The sequence below is a fragment of the Ruegeria sp. K3 genome, from assembly GCF_056531845.1.
In genome coordinates this window covers 202,145-219,027 of record NZ_JBQFMM010000006.1, presented here as the reverse complement: position 1 = coordinate 219,027, position 16,883 = coordinate 202,145, and the positions used below count along the sequence as shown (strand labels likewise).

Annotated in this window: 13 protein-coding genes; 7 read left to right on the top strand and 6 right to left on the bottom strand. The window is 55.0% G+C overall.

Annotated features, from left to right (window positions below; genetic code table 11):
• The first annotated feature begins 126 nt into the window (after positions 1-126).
• The 7 genes from ACR0MP_RS13055 (at position 127) to ACR0MP_RS13025 (ending at position 7,768) form a co-directional block, all read left to right on the top strand.
• Positions 127-1,134 (top strand): TAXI family TRAP transporter solute-binding subunit, encoded by a 1,008-nt coding sequence (locus ACR0MP_RS13055; RefSeq protein WP_170394045.1) that lies wholly within the window; start codon positions 127-129, stop codon positions 1,132-1,134.
• An 80-nt stretch (positions 1,135-1,214) separates the two neighbouring features.
• Positions 1,215-3,428, top strand: a complete 2,214-nt coding sequence (locus ACR0MP_RS13050; protein ID WP_170407117.1) for a TRAP transporter fused permease subunit — start codon at positions 1,215-1,217, stop codon at positions 3,426-3,428.
• Positions 3,429-3,432: 4 nt separating this feature from the next.
• A complete protein-coding gene (locus ACR0MP_RS13045; protein WP_170611509.1) occupies positions 3,433-4,671 on the top strand; it encodes an NAD(P)/FAD-dependent oxidoreductase in 1,239 nt (412 codons plus the stop codon).
• A 30-nt stretch (positions 4,672-4,701) separates the two neighbouring features.
• A complete protein-coding gene (locus ACR0MP_RS13040; protein ID WP_170407124.1) occupies positions 4,702-5,445 on the top strand; it encodes an aspartate/glutamate racemase family protein in 744 nt (247 codons plus the stop codon).
• 100 nt (positions 5,446-5,545) lie between these two features.
• Positions 5,546-6,274, top strand: a complete 729-nt coding sequence (locus ACR0MP_RS13035) for a TSUP family transporter (protein WP_170407127.1) — start codon at positions 5,546-5,548, stop codon at positions 6,272-6,274.
• A 16-nt stretch (positions 6,275-6,290) separates the two neighbouring features.
• Positions 6,291-7,307, top strand: coding sequence for a D-cysteine desulfhydrase family protein (locus ACR0MP_RS13030; RefSeq protein WP_170736147.1), 1,017 nt, complete (start codon positions 6,291-6,293; stop codon positions 7,305-7,307).
• A gap of 116 nt (positions 7,308-7,423) precedes the next feature.
• The gene (locus ACR0MP_RS13025) at positions 7,424-7,768 is read left to right on the top strand and encodes a RidA family protein (RefSeq protein ID WP_170394035.1); all 345 of its coding nucleotides are present in this window, start codon (positions 7,424-7,426) and stop codon (positions 7,766-7,768) included.
• Positions 7,769-8,215: 447 nt separating this feature from the next.
• Here the strand turns inward: ACR0MP_RS13025 and ACR0MP_RS13020 are convergent, their stop codons facing one another.
• The 6 genes from ACR0MP_RS13020 to ACR0MP_RS12995 all read right to left on the bottom strand — a co-directional run bounded on the left by ACR0MP_RS13020 (position 8,216) and on the right by ACR0MP_RS12995 (position 16,586).
• Positions 8,216-9,304, bottom strand: coding sequence for a ferritin-like domain-containing protein (locus ACR0MP_RS13020; RefSeq protein WP_170407132.1), 1,089 nt, complete (start codon positions 9,302-9,304; stop codon positions 8,216-8,218).
• On the bottom strand, positions 9,301-11,205 hold the full coding sequence (locus tag ACR0MP_RS13015; RefSeq protein WP_170736144.1) for a GMC family oxidoreductase: 1,905 nt from the start codon (positions 11,203-11,205) through the stop codon (positions 9,301-9,303). Before ACR0MP_RS13015 ends, ACR0MP_RS13020 begins: the two co-directional genes overlap by 4 nt.
• The gene (locus ACR0MP_RS13010) at positions 11,202-11,678 is read right to left on the bottom strand and encodes a hypothetical protein (protein WP_170407136.1); all 477 of its coding nucleotides are present in this window, start codon (positions 11,676-11,678) and stop codon (positions 11,202-11,204) included. The genes ACR0MP_RS13015 and ACR0MP_RS13010 overlap by 4 nt, the downstream gene beginning before the upstream one ends.
• A complete protein-coding gene (locus ACR0MP_RS13005) occupies positions 11,665-12,606 on the bottom strand; it encodes a hypothetical protein (RefSeq protein ID WP_480886625.1) in 942 nt (313 codons plus the stop codon). The genes ACR0MP_RS13010 and ACR0MP_RS13005 overlap by 14 nt, the downstream gene beginning before the upstream one ends.
• 43 nt (positions 12,607-12,649) lie before the next feature.
• Positions 12,650-16,009 (bottom strand): adenylate/guanylate cyclase domain-containing protein, encoded by a 3,360-nt coding sequence (locus ACR0MP_RS13000; protein WP_170407140.1) that lies wholly within the window; start codon positions 16,007-16,009, stop codon positions 12,650-12,652.
• Positions 16,010-16,217: 208 nt separating this feature from the next.
• Positions 16,218-16,586, bottom strand: a complete 369-nt coding sequence (locus ACR0MP_RS12995) for an antibiotic biosynthesis monooxygenase (RefSeq protein ID WP_170407142.1) — start codon at positions 16,584-16,586, stop codon at positions 16,218-16,220.
• Between the last annotated feature and the right edge of the window lie 297 nt (positions 16,587-16,883).

Genomic DNA, 16,883 nt, shown 5'->3' with positions numbered 1-16,883 from the left:
GTTAATGTATAAATAAAACCTTAGTTTTGTGAAGTATAAAAAATTTGCATTTATGCGAATCGTCTCTACGCTGAGAAGATCGAATTCGGGAAAACCGAATCCAGCGATCCAACAACGGAGATGATTATGAAATTCGTGAAATGTTTGACCGGACTGGCCTTAGCAGGCGCGCTTGCCGCCCCTGCGCTGGCGCAGGATCCAACATTCTTCCGCATCGGGACCGGTGGCGCAGGCGGAACCTACTTCCCCATCGGCGGCACCATCGCCAACGGAATTTCTGCCCCTCCGGGATCTCGCCCGTGCGAAGAAGGTGGCCAATGTGGCGTCCCGGGCCTGATCGCAATCGCGCAATCCACGACAGCGTCGGTGTTCAACAATGCCGCAGTGCAGAATGGTGAGCTTGAGGCCGGTCTGGCCGCAGCCGATGTGACCCGTTCAATGTATCTGGGCGAAGGCAAGTTCGAGGGTAAACCTCATCCTAACCTTCGCATCGTAGCAAATCTGTTCCCCGAGGACCTGCATCTCGTGCTGCCCGCCGGTCAGACGATCAACGACCTGGGCGATCTGGAAGGCAAACGCGTCGGTATCGCACAGGCCGGATCGGGTACGCAGGTTGCAGTTTTGCAGATGCTCGACGCCTGGGGCGTGAATCGCGACAATATGGATGAAGCCGAACTGAACAACAGTCAAAGCGCCGAGCGTTTGGCTGACGGTCAGTTAGACGCCTATTTCTACGCTGCGGGCTGGCCAGTTGCCGCGATGGTACAACTGTCGTCGACCAAAGGCATGAACCTGCATTCGTTCAGCGATGAAGATCTGGCCAAGATCAACGAGATCATTCCGGCCTATATCCCTTCGGCCATTCCGGGTGGTGTCTATGAAGGCATAGACGCGGAAACCAAGACCCCTGCGGTCAGTGCTATGCTGGTTGTGTCCTCGGATCTGTCTGAAGATCTGGTCTATCAGCTGACCAAAGCCCTGTGGAACGACAACACCCGCAAGCTACTGGACAACGGCCATGCCAAGGGTAAGCAGATCACGCCCGATACCGCGCTGGATGGTGTAGAGGCGCTGGGTGTTCCACTGCATCCGGGTGCCGAGAAGTTCTACAAAGAAGCCGGACTTCTTCAGTAAACGTAACAGACTGAACTGTATCGTCGGTGCCCCTATGTGGGGCACCGCACACTGGAACTATGCGAAATCGGGAGGCCATCATGTCCGAGACCCAGAAACTTGATGACCACGAATTGACAGCCGAGGAACTAGCGGCCATCGAGGAACAGTTCGATGAAGGTGCCGCCGTCCGGCAGGTGACGCCCACCGCTGGAAAAGTTCTCCGTGTTGTGGCCCTGATTTTAGCGTTCTACGAATTCTTCACGGCCGGATTCGGCCTGCCCGCAGACCACTGGCACATGGGCATCTACCTCGCCCTGCTGTTCATTCTGGTCTATGCCACAATCCCGATTGTTGGGGCAAAGAGCCTTTATGCCCTTAAGGTCAGCCGGTTCCGCATCGGTAACATCCCGCTCTATGATCTGGTTTTCATGGCGCTTGGCATCGTTGCCGCGCTCTATGTTGGCGTAGCCTGGCGCGGCATTCCGTTCCTTGGGATCGAGGAACAGACGTTCCGGATGGGCAACCCCAACAACTATGATGTATTTCTGGGTGTCGTCATCATCCTTTTGGTGCTGGACATTGCGCGGCGCACGCTGGGCTGGGTGCTGCCCCTTATCATCTGTGTTTTCATCTCATACGCCCTGCTGGGGCCGTACTTCCCCGGACTGCTGCAGCATCCCGGCGTGAATTTCAAAACCTTCGTATCGTCGATGTATTTTCCGCAGGAAGGTATCTACGGCGTCACGCTCTGGGTGGTTTCGACTATCGTCTTTCACTTTGTTTTGTTCGGCGTCATCGCGCAACGCACCGGTCTGGGGCAGCTGTTCATCGACAACGCGACTATACTTGCGGGCCGTTATACTGGCGGTCCGGCAAAGGTATCAGTGGTGTCCTCAGCTTTCTTTGGCACGATCTCGGGCTCATCGGTGGCCAACACCGTATCGACCGGAGCATTGACTATCCCCAATATGAAGCGCCTCGGATACCCTGGCCATTTTGCGGGCGGGGTTGAGGCTGCGTCTTCTGCTGGTGGCCAAATCACTCCGCCGATCATGGGCGCTGCAGCCTTCATCATGGCCGAGTTCCTTGAGGTCCCCTACACCACCATTGTGATCGCGGCGATCTTCCCAGCAATACTGCACTATGTCGGCGTCTTCGCTGTGGTGCACCTGATGGCACGCAAGCTGAACCTGAAAGGTCTGGCGAAAGAGCAGCTGCCGCAACTCAAAGCCGTTTGGGCGGAAGGCTGGGCCAATATCGTGCCACTGATCGGCCTGCTGGTGGTGCTGTTTACGGGCTACACGCCATTCATGTCCGCTTTTTGCGGTATTTCTCTGGCGGTCATCGCGGGCATGTCGCGGATCAAACAGCCGCCAACGCTGGTCTATGCCGCGGCTTTCCTGGCTTTTGTGCTTTGGAAATTCTCGGATGGCGGGTTCGACCTGACGATGACCGCAATCCTTTGTGGCCTGTCGGTTATTGCCACGCTGAATCCACAGAAACGGATTGAAGTGCCCGAGATGCTGCAGGCGGTCGAACTGGGCGTGAAGTACTCGCTGGCCGTTGGTGCCGCAGCGGCTGCGGTTGGCATCGTGGTCGGAGTGATCAACACCACTGGTATCGGCTTTCGCATTGGCTTCATGGTGACACAGGGCGCGGGCAATCTGGCTTCAGATATTTACAACATGATCTCGTTCGGCAGCTTCCAGCTGTTTGCCATGGAAGACCTGCAGCTATTCATCTCACTGGTCTTCATAGCCATCGTCTGTATCCTGATGGGCGCGGGTATCCCGACCACAGCGTTGTACATCATGCTGGTATCGGTCGCACAGCCTGCTTTGGCGCAGCTCGGCGTTCCTCCCATCGCCAGCCACCTGTTCGTGCTCTATTACGGCGTGGTGTCAGAAATCACACCACCGGTCTGTACGTCGGCCTACGCGGCTGCTGCAATTGCCAACTCGAATCCGTTCCGCACTGGCCTGTCGGCATTCACTCTTGGATTGGGCAAGGTGATTGCGCCGATGGCTTTCGTATATGCGCCAGTTCTGCTGTTCGTATCCTCAACCGGCTTCAATTTCTGGGAGTTCACTTACACCGCCGCCAGCTGTATCGCCGGGGTTATCGCCCTGTCGGCTGCGGTTGTGGGCTACTGGCTGAAACCGATGAATGTTGCGGCGCGGATTCTGATGGCCCTTGCGGGGATTATCTTTGTCGCGCCCAGCCTGACGGCGGACCTGATCGCGCTGGCCGTTGCCTCGCCTGTCATCGTCACCCAATTGATCGCGCGCAACCGCAGTCAATCTCCGGCCTGAACTGATGACAGAACAAGTGACCATCATCGGCGCAGGAATCGTCGGCATCTGTTGCGCTTTGTCGCTGCAGGAACGGGGCATTCAGGTTCGGCTGATCGATCGAGGTGAGCCGGGTCAGGAAACCTCGTTCGGGAATGCTGGTGTGGTTTCGCCTTGGTCGATCATTCCGCAAGCAATGCCCGGTATCTGGAAAATGCTGCCCAAAATGCTGCTAGACCCTAAGAGCGCGCTGTCAGTCAGGCCCAGCTTCTGGCCCAAAATGATTCCTTGGGGGTTGCGATTTCTCGGAAACTCAGGAGAAAAAACTGTTCGCGAAGTCTCGGACGCGATGGAGGTTCTTTGTCGCCCCTCCGTCGATCTGTACCGGCGTCATTTACATGGTACCGGGCACGAGAACCTGATCACCGATAGCTATTACATCCACGCCTTTCGCCGACCAGAACAGGCTGATCTGGACGGGCTTGGATATCTTATCCGCCGCGAAAAAGGCGGCGATCTGGAACGCGTCGACGGTGACGAACTGCGCCGATTGGAGCCCGCTATGTCCGAAGCGTTCAAAGGTGCGATTGTGATCAAAGGGCAAGCGCGTGTAACCGCTCCGGGACGTGTGGGAGCGGTTTTGGCCGAAAAGGCGCAAGTGCAAGGTGCTGAAATTGTGCAAACCGAAGTCACCAAGCTTACCCCCGCGGAAGAGGGTGGTTGGCAGATTGCAACTGCGCAGGATACGCTAACCGCCAGCCATGTTGTTCTTGCGGCAGGCGTATGGTCTGCCGACCTGTTGAAACCATTGGGATTGCCTATGCCTCTCGTGGCCGAAAGGGGCTATCATGTCGAATTCCCAACCCCTGCGGTCGAACTGAACAACTCGGTCATGGATGTGGATGCAAAGGTGGTCGCAAGTTCGATGCTTGGGGGGCTTAGGGTCGCCGGTACGGCTGAATTCGGCAGCGCCGATGCACCCGCTGACCCACGGAAGAAGCAAATCCTGTCCCAACAGGCCAAGGCCATGATGCCCGAGCTTGATACAGGTGAGGCGCGGTTTTGGATGGGTCGGCGCCCGTCATTCCCGGACAGCTTGCCCGCAATCGGGCAAGTAAAAGACCAAGAGGGACTCTATGCAGCGTTCGGGCATTCTCATTACGGGCTGATGATGGCCCCGAAAACCGGCGAGCTAGTGGCGGATATCGTCTCGGATCGCATCCCGAATATCGATCTAGCACCGTATACACCAACCCGGTTTTGAACTTTCAAATCAAAAAAGGACCTGATGACAATGCCAATTTATCAAGGCGGCCAGAATATCTGCGGGGCCTCAATCGGTGTGCTTTGCCTTGAAAGCTATTTCCCAAAGCCACCGGGCCATATCAAGAACCCGTCCAGCCTGCCATTTCCGGTTCTGTATGAAATGATCGACGGGGTGACTGTCCCGACACTTCTGAACAACCCTACGCCGGAATTGCTTGAACCCTTCATCGAAGGTGCCAAACGGCTTGAGGCCGAAGGCGTGCGCGCCATTACCGGCAGCTGTGGCTTTCTTGCGCTGTTTCAAAAAGAACTGGCTGCAGCGGTTTCAGTTCCGGTGTTTGCTTCCAGCCTGATCCAGGTGCCGCTGGCTTATCACATGACCGGCGCGAACGCTCCGGTGGGTGTTTTGACTGCAGACGCTTCTGCTTTGACTGCCCGGCATTTTGAAGGCGTCGGTGCCGCCGGTGTTCCGGTGGCGGTGAAGGGACTGGAGGACACTAGTGAATTTGCAGAAGTGATCTTGCGGAATACCCGCACCCGTATGGACACAGACCTGATCGAGGCCGAGGTCCTGAACGCAGCCCGTAGCCTGATGCTTGAGGCCCCTGATATCCGCTCACTGGTTTTGGAGTGTACAGACCTGCCGCCCTACGCATCGCGCCTTCAGGAAGAACTGTGCCTTCCCGTGTATGATCTGACGACACTTGCGCAAATGGCACATTCCGTAGCGGCCCGCGAGCTATACTCTGGATTGATGCCCCGGCAGCGTTAGTGCGTGCCAATCAATTCGAATGAAGGAATGACATGGACCATGGCCGTAACCTCAGGATATCTGAGGTCTTGCAACAATGCCAAAGCTGCAGGAGTGCTATGTGACCATTGATCTGTCCATTTTGATGGCCGCCATTTGCCTCGGGGCAATGCTGCAGGTTGGCGTGGGCATCGGTTTCAGTATCATCGCGGGTCCCCCGATGATGATCCTGCTCGGCACCTCGACGGCAGTTCCCATATTGCTGTTGCTGAATACCCTTGTGTCGGTAGTCGCGACGGACCGTCATGTACTGAAGAACAACAAGCCACTCATTCTTAATGCTATCATCGCATGTTGTGTCGGTGTAGTTGCCGGTCTTACTGTTTATCCGTTGTTGAACGAGGCGTTTGTTCTGGCCTTGACGGCCTGCTTGTTGTTGATCGGCTTGATCACCACCCTGCTTCCCTTGCGCGGTACAATCGGGCGTTTTGGGTTTTCAGCCATTACAGGGCTGTCCGGGCTTGCAACCGTCTGGGCGGCAACACCGGGCCCACTTATGGTGTTTGGTTTGATCGCAAAGGGCCGTTCAGCCAAAGAGGTGGCCAAGCTGGTGCAACCCATCGCGCTGGTGGCTTACGGCATTGCATTCGTGTTGCACAGCCTGTCCGAAACGCAGGCCATCACATACGAGCCGCAACTGCTCGGCTTTGTCACAATCACGCTGGTAGGCAGCCTGCTTGGACGGGCAGGGGGCTCTTACTTGCCGCAGTCGGTCGTCATAGCCGCGATCCGCGTGGTTTCTTTCATCGCCTGCTGTGTCCTGTTCCAGCGCGCCTATATGATTGCATAATCCCGGGAGGTGCACGATGCAACGAAACGACAATCTGGAGAGATTTCCTCGCGCCCGGCTTATGTCGGGCCCGACACCTCTGGAACGTTTGGACAGGTTGTCAGCGGAATTGGGGATCGATCTCTGGCTCAAGCGCGATGATCTGACGGAGCTTGTGTTTGGCGGCAATAAAACACGGCAGCTCGAATTCTACCTCGGCGATGCACAGCAACAAGGTGCCGATACCATTCTAATCACCGGTGCTGTTCAGTCCAATTTTGTCCGATCTGCAGCTGCGGCGGCCGCTAAGCTGGGCATGCAATCCGTGCTTCAATTAGAAGAGCGTGTCCCAGATATGGACGAAGAGTATTACAGGTCCGGGAACGTATTTTTGGCACAGATTCTGGGTGCCGAGCATATGAGCTATCCCGAGGGCGAAGACGAAGCTGGGGCCGACGCGGCATTGCACGCGCGTGCTGACGAATTGAAGGCCCAAGGCCGCACGCCATACGTCATTCATCTGGGCTTGAATCATCCACCTCTGGGGGCGTTGGGCTATGTCGTTGGCGGACAGGAATTGTGCGCCCAGATGCCAAATTTCGATGCGGTGGTTGTGCCGTCAGGCAGTGGTGCTACGCATGGCGGTTTGCTAACCGGTCTAGCACTGGAAGGCAGCACGGCCCCGGTATTTGGAATATGCGTGCGCAGAGATCGCGAGAAGCAACACGCCCGCATGATGATCGTTCTACAGAAACTTGCAAACTTGCTGGATGTTGATGCCGCTCTATTGCAGGCGCGGATCGATGTCTATGACGATGCATTGCCGCCAGGTTACGGCAAAGTGAACGCAAGAACGCTTGCCGCACTGGAAAAAATGGCACGGACCGAAGGGGTTTTCCTCGACCCGGTTTATTCCGCCAAGACATTCGCCGGTTTGATGCATCTGGTTGAAAGCCAGAAGATTAAACCGGGTCAGAAGGTCATTCTGCTGCACACCGGCGGGCTGCCGGCCCTTTTTGGATATCAAAATGAACTGGCGGACAATCTGACTTGAAGGAAACTCGGCCTCGGAATGCCGGCTTCTGATCTATGGCTCCCATTGGCATTTCAACGCTTGTGCCGTGGGCAGCTCAAATCACTGCTAAATTCAACAATGAGAAAGTACAAGTTATGACAATCACCCGCATCGAAACCGGTCAGCGCATGAGCCGGATCGTCAAACACAACGGCGTTGCCTACCTGTGCGGTCAGACTTCGGACGCGCCGACCGTGGCAGATCAGACGCAGGACATTCTGGCCAAGGTTGAGGATCTTTTGCAAAAGGCAGGCAGCGACAAGACCCGCATCCTAAAATGCGAAATCTGGTTGGCGGATATGGCAGACTTTGCCGAGATGAATGCCGTTTGGGACGCTTGGGTGCCCGAAGGCCACGCGCCCGCCCGCGCCTGCGGAGAATCCAAGCTCGCCCGTGATGTATTGAAGGTCGAAATGATCGTGACGGCAGCTTACGACTGAGCGGCGGCTGATTGCGGTTAATAGGGTAGGTTTTCTGGACCTTTGCAAGTCCAGTCCCTCGGAGATTGAGCTATTCACGGTCTAGAAAACACCCTAGGTCTTCGCTTCTGCGTTCGCGTGCCCACATTTGCGTCTCTGAAAGCGATTGCTGACGGGAGATGACGGCGATGCGTTAGTTTCGCAGTTTTACCACCAACTGACATGTAATGAGCGCCCGTTGGGTTCTTATCGATTGCCCAAAGTGACTGTCGTGGATTCAAATCCTTACGCATCCTGGGTGAGTCAAGAAACAACACAGGATAAATAGCGCTATACGAGTGTTATCTCAGATCATTTTGGCCAATTCAGGACTGCGCTATGCTGCTGCTAATACAGCAAATTATTGCTTTCCGAATTTGACCAAATAGCTGCGGCGCGTATGGCATCGACTTGCAACGAAACGAGCGATCAACTCTTTGTCTTTGCAAGATACGTCCAGGTTGGTCCGGCAGTTTCCCCTGATCCATCAGGCAAAGGAATACGCATCAATTTTTGCGCCAGAGACTTGATGTCATACATTGCTGGGACCAATGATCTTAGCGCAGTCTTGTCCGTGTTGAACGCGATGTGCAGACCATCAAGCAGGCCGGACCAGGCCGCGTTAAATTCAGCAGATATTTCTGCGATCTCTGGCGCGTTTTTGAAGTCCTTTTCGGACGGATCATCCCGCATCGGGGATACCGCGCTCCAATCGACGATGAGGTCGCCACCGGTGGGCGGGCCGTCTATGCTGTCATCTGGTTTATAATACCGGCTGTGCAGGATTTCGTTGAATTTGAAATAGTGCGCAACATCCTCGCGGTGATCAGGGCCAGGGATAATGTCATTGTCGCCAGCTCTGTGACCAAGGTCTGCGCCTTCCCCTTCATCCATGATTTTCTTTATCGCCTTCAGCGCGGCCTTACGGCGCTGCGACGGGGTACCAATCACCTCGATCACCTCACCTCCAGCACCGAAATAGTCGGCGTCGGTGATTTGTCGTGCCTCATTACCAGTAAAAATCGCGGCATCCCCATAAGTATCACAGGCTTTGCGCAACCTTTCCCGGATGTAGATGTAAAAACCTCCGATCGTATGATAATCACCGCTTTTCGCAGCTCTTTCATCTTTTGGTGCCGTTTCAACCGCACGAAAGCTCTTGATTTGGTCTGGCGTAAACCTGCGCAGATAAACAGTTGGACCGCGCCCGTTTAGCAGTGGCTGGGGGTATTTGGGCAGCAGCTTAGGATTGTTCAGCTCCGGAGTTCCGCCAATCGAATTCATGACATTCGCCGCAAGAACCATGTGGAGCATTTCTTCGACCATAACCTGCCGGATCACTTCGATGGGTTCGGCGTTTACGATTGTTGGCTCAGACCGGTCATACTGGCCTTGTTCGAGGATCGAATAACACGCAGTCGCATAGGGAGGAATGGTAGTGAGTTCAAGAATAAGCGCGTCCTGAAACAGTTTACACAGTGTCGCGCGCTCTTTCTCCAGTTTGTCTTTCGAAGTCATTTTGCCCCCCCTTTCCGAACAGCATCCGATATTGCTCTGGAGGCTCGGTAAGCCATTGCCGACATCGTGAGTGTCGGGTTCGATGTTGCGATTGTTGGCATCGATCCGGCGCCTACCATCCACAAATTGTCGTGATCCCAGGTTCGCATTACGTCATTAGTCACCGAATTGCGCGGGTGCGTTCCGATCCGATGGGTTCCGACAAGATGACCTGCGCCAAAGAACGTGTATCCCCGGCCGTCATAGGTGAAATATCCGGCGTCAGATGGGTTGTAGGCCGTGTGGTTTCGAATACCCAGGCGCTGAAAAATCTGCGTACAGGTGTCGTACGCCGTCGCCAAACCGGCCCGCGAATAGTCATCCAGATCATAGCTGATCACAGGGCGATATTCACCCATCGGTGTGCGATAGGCGGGATCAATCGTGACTCGGTTGGTCGAGCGGGGCAGTTGTTCGACCATCGTGCCGATGCGAACCTGTCTTTGAACATCGTGATATAATTTGTCACGAAGCGCTTTGCCAAAGAGGTTCTCCTGTTCAACAAAGCGCGCCACATCCGTGTTTGGGGCCCCGGTGGCAAAGTTCCAGCCCCAGTTTCCGATCTCGAGCCTATGGGCGGCAGTTCTGTCACGAAAGGTCCCGTCCCGGAAATTGGCGTAGCTTGACGTCGATCCCGGCCCACGAAACGGACCAACTGGCTCGGGCGCGGAACCCCACGTCATCATGTAGGGATGATCCATCAGGTTGCGGCCCAGTTCGCCGCTGGTCCGACAAATCTCGGAAGCCAGCGCAAGAGTTACGTTTTCCACCGCTCCACCAGCAAGGACGTATTGTTTGCCCTTGGCACGGCGCAGTTCGTATTGCGCAACACCGGAGAACGGGTATTTCTTGTAGACGATACCCGAAACCCGACCGCTTTCGGCAAGCTCGACCTTGGACGCCACGGCTTGCGTGATTGTTTTCATGTGATGTTTGCGAATGTGCTTGGCATCTTCCAGCGTCTTCATCGCATTGTATTTTGCCTGAATTGGGCAGATCGGAATGCAGCTTGAGTTGCCCTCGCACCGCTGGCCCATATAGGCAAATGGACCGGTCGATCCTCGCGGGCGAAACTGATGCCGCATCTTGCGGCCCACGGGTATACCATTGGCATTCTTTGGCTTACGCGGGGTTGAGTTGCGGCCTTGCGGCGTGCGTGAGACTTTCAGTTTGACCGTGTCTTTAGGGTCTTCGCCAATTTCAATGGGCATGCCGTCTGCCCGAGCAAAGAACCCATCGATATAAGACGAGGGTATCGAGTGCATGGGGAAGTCATATCCTTTAGCAAAGTACCCCCGGTTATCATGCTTGCCCGAGGTCTTTATTCCCAATGCTCTGGGTGTCTGTTCCTCGGCGTCTGCTGAGACGCCGATTTCCCATTCGGCCCTCTCATAGTCGGATCGAATATCCTTGTAGCCAAATGGCCAGTCGACCCCCTTGCCGAACCTGCTCTGCATTTCGAAATCTGCGGGCATCATCCGAAGACTGGTGCCCAGCCAGTGCAAGGAGGTCCCGCCATAGGCACGCAGATAGTTGCTGCCAAACGGCAGCGGCCCGCGCTGAACAAAATACCCGTTTGTGTCCGGTTCGGTGCCGCGAACCGCCGTGATGTCCAGCACCGAGGGTGACGGCAAAGTCGGCAGATCCGGATAGGGTGAGTTCGGTGTTTTCGCCAACGAGAGGTAGTACTGATCCAGATAGGATCGGTAGGTCTCCCACGTTTTGCCATGATCCGCACCGGCCTCGAGGATCAGAACAGTGTGCCCTGCTGACACAAGCTCTTTCGCCAGAATGGCACCGGAAAATCCTGCCCCTACAATGACCACATCATAGGTTCTGTCGTCGTCTGTAATCGCGTTCATTGGCCCGCCTCCCGTTTCCGAGGAGGTTCAAGCGCCCAAGCACCAAAACCCTGCTGCTTTGCCCCCATGGGATGGGCACCGATGGCGTCCCAGACCAACCCTTCCTTGTACGAGCGTGTCGAGATGATCTTGACCACATCAAAGCGAGAAGCGCCGTAGCTTTCGCGCCATTCTTGCGAAAGCGGAACCCACTGACCCGTGTACCAAAGCTGAATCAGCGAACGCGCAATCGGGCCAAGGCACCTGTCCGACAGATAAGTTTGGCGGATAATCTGATCATCGTCCCCTTGCCCGAGGGATTGAGCGTGAGACAGAAACCGGCTCAAAATCTCTTCTGGTAGAACCTGTCGGAATTGATGCCAGTATTCCCCGGTGCACCCGGTCCCTTGCAACTCGGCACTATTGTAACCCGTCAATGCCGCGCTGACCGACAGGAAGGCTTGATGGGCGGGACTGTTGTCATGCTGTGACATGGCGGTCTCCATCAATGGCATCCACGTAGAACCCGCGCGGCTCGAAGCAGGCGGGGGGGCTTTCAAAAACCTGTACGGCGACAGGGGTGAAGTCGGTGAACAACCGATGCATGTCCCGTGTCATTGGGAAATCGTTGTTGCCGAGTTTCAGTTTGAATGTCTTGGCGATGCGCTTGCCGTCCTTGTTGTCCAGCATTGCAGTTTCGAAGAGGCCCGAGATTGTCCAGCGGGTCCAAACAGTGCGGCCAAGACCGGTCGCGAATTCCGGGATCGGAGTGCAATTTGTTGTCGTCCACTGATTGCCGCTGAGCTTTCCCAAATCGGCGGTCAAATCGTAGACGATGGTTTGCGGGTCGTCGGGGTTGACCAATTGAATCCACCAGGATTTCGGAGAGATTGGCGGATTTCCTTTCATTTTGGCGTTCAGCGACGGCACTTTGTAATTGAACTGCCCCAGAAACTTGGGCTCGCCAAAGGCCTGACGCCCAGCCTTGACTGCAACCGCATTGTCTGCAGCTACGTGTATTCGCAGATGCCCGATGGTTTTGGTCTGATCGCGGCCGTGCAGATACTCGGTCAGGGACATCTTCGGAACGCCGGGCACCCGGTTCGAAGGGTAAGCCAGAAGGTTAAATTCAACCTCGTTCACAAAGCCCAAGGAATTGTCATAGTGGGCGGTGTAGCGTTGAAAATTCAATAGAATGACAGCTTTGTTCTTTCCATTTTCATCGGGGAACTCCGCCACGCACAATTCTGTACCCTTGACGAAGGGTTTGGCGGCTTCGACTGAGGTATACCAATACATCCATTGGCATTGCAGAGAGGCATAATAGAAGGGAAATGTATCAAACTGCTTGGGCAGTTTTGGCATGACACCGGTGACATTCGTCTGATGGCAGCGGTCACCTTTTGATTTCTTCTTAGTCATAATGGCTATGTCCTCCCGACTGGCTTTGACTATCTCGTATTTTTCAAATGTCCTGTGATGAGCTCTCCGTTTTTGCAGTTCCAAGTTTATTCAGAATAGCGCGTGTCTCGGCCAAATCCGGACCATCGAACCCGGCGACTTCTTCAACCGCTTTTTTGATCCGGTTCAGGCAATCGGGGGTTGGATCAAGCTTTGCCAGCTCTTTGATCGTACGCAGCAGTGGACCAAAATGCCCGCGGTCCAGCGCCAAACTGACAGCCTGCTCGAAATGATCGATACACGCTTCTTCATGACCTTGGGCAAGCGACAGACGTCCTCTTAGCCGGGTCAAACCGACAATCCAGAATTGTTCCCCCCCACCCAACGTGATCTGCTCGGCTTCGTCCAAAAGCTCTTCTGCGAGTTCGAGATGTCCGTGCAGGATGGCCGCGTCTGCATAAAGATACAGAAAGAAACTCAACCCCAGCCGGCAGCCGGTATCCCGCCATTCCTGAAGACCAAGTTCGATTTCCTTCAGCGCGCCGTCGCCCAACTCGTTCCGGCGTGCCCATCCGTTCATGATCCGCGCCCATCCACGCCAGAACTGAAACGAGTACTCCTCTGACAGCGCAATCAGATTGGCCGAGCTTTCCAGTACAAGGTCTTCATCGCCGCGGAACTGCGAGATCCAACCCAGAAATGCATTTGCAAAGGATTGACTGAAGGGATGCGCTGTTTCTTCAGCGTGAAGCACGGCCTTTTCGATCGCGGCCAAAGCGCTTTTCGTGTCGCCTGACAACCAGCAAGACAGCGCACGATATCCCTGAAGCGCGACGGATAGATCAACGACGTCAAAATCCAGCCCCATGAACCGGTGCTCAAGCGACAGATTGACATCAATCCCTGCCTGCAAATGCGTTAGTGCGTCCTGCGGCTGGCCAAGATATGTCTGCAGCGAGCCAAGTGATCTCTCGGCGGATACAATAGCAAGAGGGCTTTTCAGATCCTGACAAAGCGACACCAGGCGATCCGCATTCTGTTTCGATACAGCATATTCGCCCCCCAGCATTGTCGATCGGAACTGGCCATAGACGACTTTAAACAACCGCTCTGTTTCGCCGTATTCACGACACAAGGTTTGTGCCCGGGCATAGGCGGAAAGGACCGAATTGTGTGCGTATCCTCGTACAAACGCCAACGGAACCGCGATGGTGATTTGCAGATCAATCTCGCGCCGGTCGCGGTCTTGCGAAGCAGGCAGTTCCTGCAGACATTCCAGGGCGTGTTGCAGATGGGTGATGGCCTCAACATTTGCAGAATGATCCAATGCCTGGCGCGCGGCCCGCATAAGGTTGAGCTCGGCCGCCAAATAATCACCGGCGCGCCAATAGTGATGGCCCAGAATCTCTGGCTCGTGTTTAACAATTTCCTTGTAGTTCTCTTCAAGAACCGCCGCGATTTGACCGTGCCATCTGGACGCCGTCGAACGCAGCATGGATTGATACGCCGCATCCTGTACCAAGGCGTGACGGAACCGATATGTGTCTTCCACGCCTCTCAGCCCGGCGGGAACAATCAACTCTGTTTCAAGTAGCTGCTCCAGCGCTCTGGTGATTTCCTGGTCGCTCCATTTCAAAACGTGGCTAAGCAGGTTTCTTTCAAAGTTGCGCCCGATTGCAGCAGCGACCTGCACGATCTCGCGGCTGGCGGATAAACGGTCCAGCCGGGCCATCAAGGAATCCTGCAGAGACTCCGGAATTGCCATGGACAACTCGGCCTTACTTTGCCCCCGGCTTACCAGCAGACCGGATTCCATCGCCATTTTGGTCAGTTCTTCGACAAACAGCGGCACGCCATCGGTTCGGTCTGCCAACTGGCTCAGAACCTCATCCGAAGGGCGGATTCCCGAAATGCTTTCAACCAGTTTGAAGATATCGCGCCGGACCAGACGGTTCAGCTCCAATGTGGTGACATGTGACTGGTTTCGCCAGGGTGACTGGAATTCACTGCGGGCCGTCATCAAGACCAGGCAGCGTCTACTTGACAGTTGCTCAACCCATCCGTCGACAAACTCAAGCGTGGAAGCATCGAACCAATGTACGTCGTCTAGCAACAACATCAGCGGTGAAGATTGTTCTAAGCCTGCGCAAAGGCGCAGCAACGCTTCGATCAACGCACCCTTTTCCCGTTCAGGCGCCATTGGTTCAGCCGGGATTGAAGTGTCTTCCAGCGCCACTAGGCGCAGAATGGGCATAACACAGTCAGGATCATCGAGACCGAGTTCAGACAAAAACCCGATGATCTTAGCCCGGTTCTGTTCTGGAGTCTCATCAGGTGTCATTCCGGTCAACGCCGTAAGCGCGTTTTTTATCGGGTAAAATGCGCTGCTTTGATGAAGCGGTGAGCCGAACAGAATGAACTGCGACGCATCTTCTTCGGCCAGGTCATCGCTTAGCCCAAAGGCGATCTTAGATTTTCCGACACCCGCATCGCCGGTCAGCAACAGCACTTGCCCTTCACCTTCCAGCGCACCCTCCCACCGAGATCGGACCAAGGCAATTTCCGCCGTCCGACCGATGGTTGGTGTTTTGTCGTGTGAAAAGTCTTTTCGCCCCGTTTCGAACCCCAAAACCTTCTGCCGGGCCTCAAACAGTTCTAGCGGAGCGCTAATCCCTGCCAATTGCGGCGCGCCCAAAGACACAAAGTCGAGCCGTTCACCAATCAGGCGTCGCGTCACCTCGGAGATCACGACTTGCCCGACCTCGGCAACGGACTGAATACGGGCCGCCACGTTCGGTGTGTCTCCGAACAGCCACATCTTTTCGTCCAATGACGAGCTGTTGGCGGTGCCAACAACAACGGGTCCGGTATGCATTCCGATGCGAACGTTGGTCGCAACCGGCTGGCTGGAAAATCCAACTTCAATACCCTCTGCCATCTGGGTAATTTCAAGCGCGCACAGCGCGGCCGAATAGTGACTCGCCTCTTGCGCGACGGGGTAACCAAAGACAGCCACAACACCATCACCTGCATAGTTTGCGATCTCACCGCCAAATTTCGCAACCGTGCTACCGACCAGATCGCGATATTGGGTGATAAGCTCACGATAGTCTTCGGGATCAAATTTTTCGGACAACGCGGTAGAACCAACCAGATCGCAGAACATGACGGTCAGTTGCCGCCGTTCCGCAACATTTTCAGGTGCGGGCGTTAGTGGCGGTGAATTGTCTTGCTCTGAGTTTTTGACCGGCGCTGATCCGACCACAGACGCACCGCAGGCCGTGCAGAACTTTGCCTTTTGCAAAGCTGGGGCTCCGCACGCTGTACACGTAAGGGACAGGGCGTTTCCACAGCTTTGGCAATATTTCGATCCGGCAGGATTGGCCGAACCACAATTTGGGCAATTAACGTCAGGACTTACCAAAATGGTCGCCTTCGTAAGTTTAGATAGATCAGGTCAAAATTAGAAACGATAGAACGAAATCACGGCTTCTTATAACATAATATCAACAATGCGTCGCCCAACAATTCCTGATGGATGAACCAGGCTGCAACTTTACCCGGCGCAAAGCCCCGTGGATCAACAAAATTACAGGGTTTCCTTGGGGCGGCCGGGATCGCCCGACGTACCTTTAGCCGTTGCTCGACCCAGCTTCGGGGCGTACGAATCCCTGAATGCGATCAACGTTCATGACCTGAAAGAATGGGCTCTCGCTCCCTGGGGCAGAAAGAAAAAGGTGACCACTTTTTTTCAGGAACTTCGAAAAATCCGATCCTTTGCTCAGGTGTTTTTTAAATGCCTTTTCGTTTTTGTAGATTTCCACGAACACAATCTTATCGTCATCGCATGGCGGGACCGAGTCCGCGCCACCTGAGTGCACAAGGTAACCCCAGGTATCAGGTTCGTTTTTCTTGACGTCCCTAGCAAGCCGCCGGAGTGCAGCAATACCTTCGGACCGGGTTTCTGGGTTCAGATACCAAATCGCAATCGTGGTTAGCATTTCCTCGCTCCTTGCATGGGTTGGACCGATCGTCTAAATGCGGGTCCAACGGTTTGGTTGCCGCTCAATATTGGCAACGTCACCGGCGGAACGGGTCGCTAATCCTGGGCATTTGTCGAGTTCAATTCTTCACTTACTGCACAGGTCTTTGGCCACCTTGAACCGGTGACACGATTCCGCCGAAAAATAGTCTTTAACAAGTATCCAAGCGGTGATGGCTATGCATCTAGCTGCAAGTCGGCCGCACGTGGAAGAATGCGCCCGAACTCACCGCCACCGAGGCTGTGTTTGACCTGC

Coding starts and splice junctions, on each gene's coding strand:
- ACR0MP_RS13055 (WP_170394045.1), top strand. CDS start 127: ATGAAATTCGTGAAATGTTTGACCGGACTGGCCTTAGCAGGCGCGCTT.
- ACR0MP_RS13050 (WP_170407117.1), top strand. CDS start 1,215: ATGTCCGAGACCCAGAAACTTGATGACCACGAATTGACAGCCGAGGAA.
- ACR0MP_RS13045 (WP_170611509.1), top strand. CDS start 3,433: ATGACAGAACAAGTGACCATCATCGGCGCAGGAATCGTCGGCATCTGT.
- ACR0MP_RS13040 (WP_170407124.1), top strand. CDS start 4,702: ATGCCAATTTATCAAGGCGGCCAGAATATCTGCGGGGCCTCAATCGGT.
- ACR0MP_RS13030 (WP_170736147.1), top strand. CDS start 6,291: ATGCAACGAAACGACAATCTGGAGAGATTTCCTCGCGCCCGGCTTATG.
- ACR0MP_RS13025 (WP_170394035.1), top strand. CDS start 7,424: ATGACAATCACCCGCATCGAAACCGGTCAGCGCATGAGCCGGATCGTC.
- ACR0MP_RS13020 (WP_170407132.1), bottom strand. CDS start 9,304: ATGACTTCGAAAGACAAACTGGAGAAAGAGCGCGCGACACTGTGTAAA.
- ACR0MP_RS13015 (WP_170736144.1), bottom strand. CDS start 11,205: ATGAACGCGATTACAGACGACGACAGAACCTATGATGTGGTCATTGTA.
- ACR0MP_RS13010 (WP_170407136.1), bottom strand. CDS start 11,678: ATGTCACAGCATGACAACAGTCCCGCCCATCAAGCCTTCCTGTCGGTC.
- ACR0MP_RS13005 (WP_480886625.1), bottom strand. CDS start 12,606: ATGACTAAGAAGAAATCAAAAGGTGACCGCTGCCATCAGACGAATGTC.
- ACR0MP_RS12995 (WP_170407142.1), bottom strand. CDS start 16,586: ATGCTAACCACGATTGCGATTTGGTATCTGAACCCAGAAACCCGGTCC.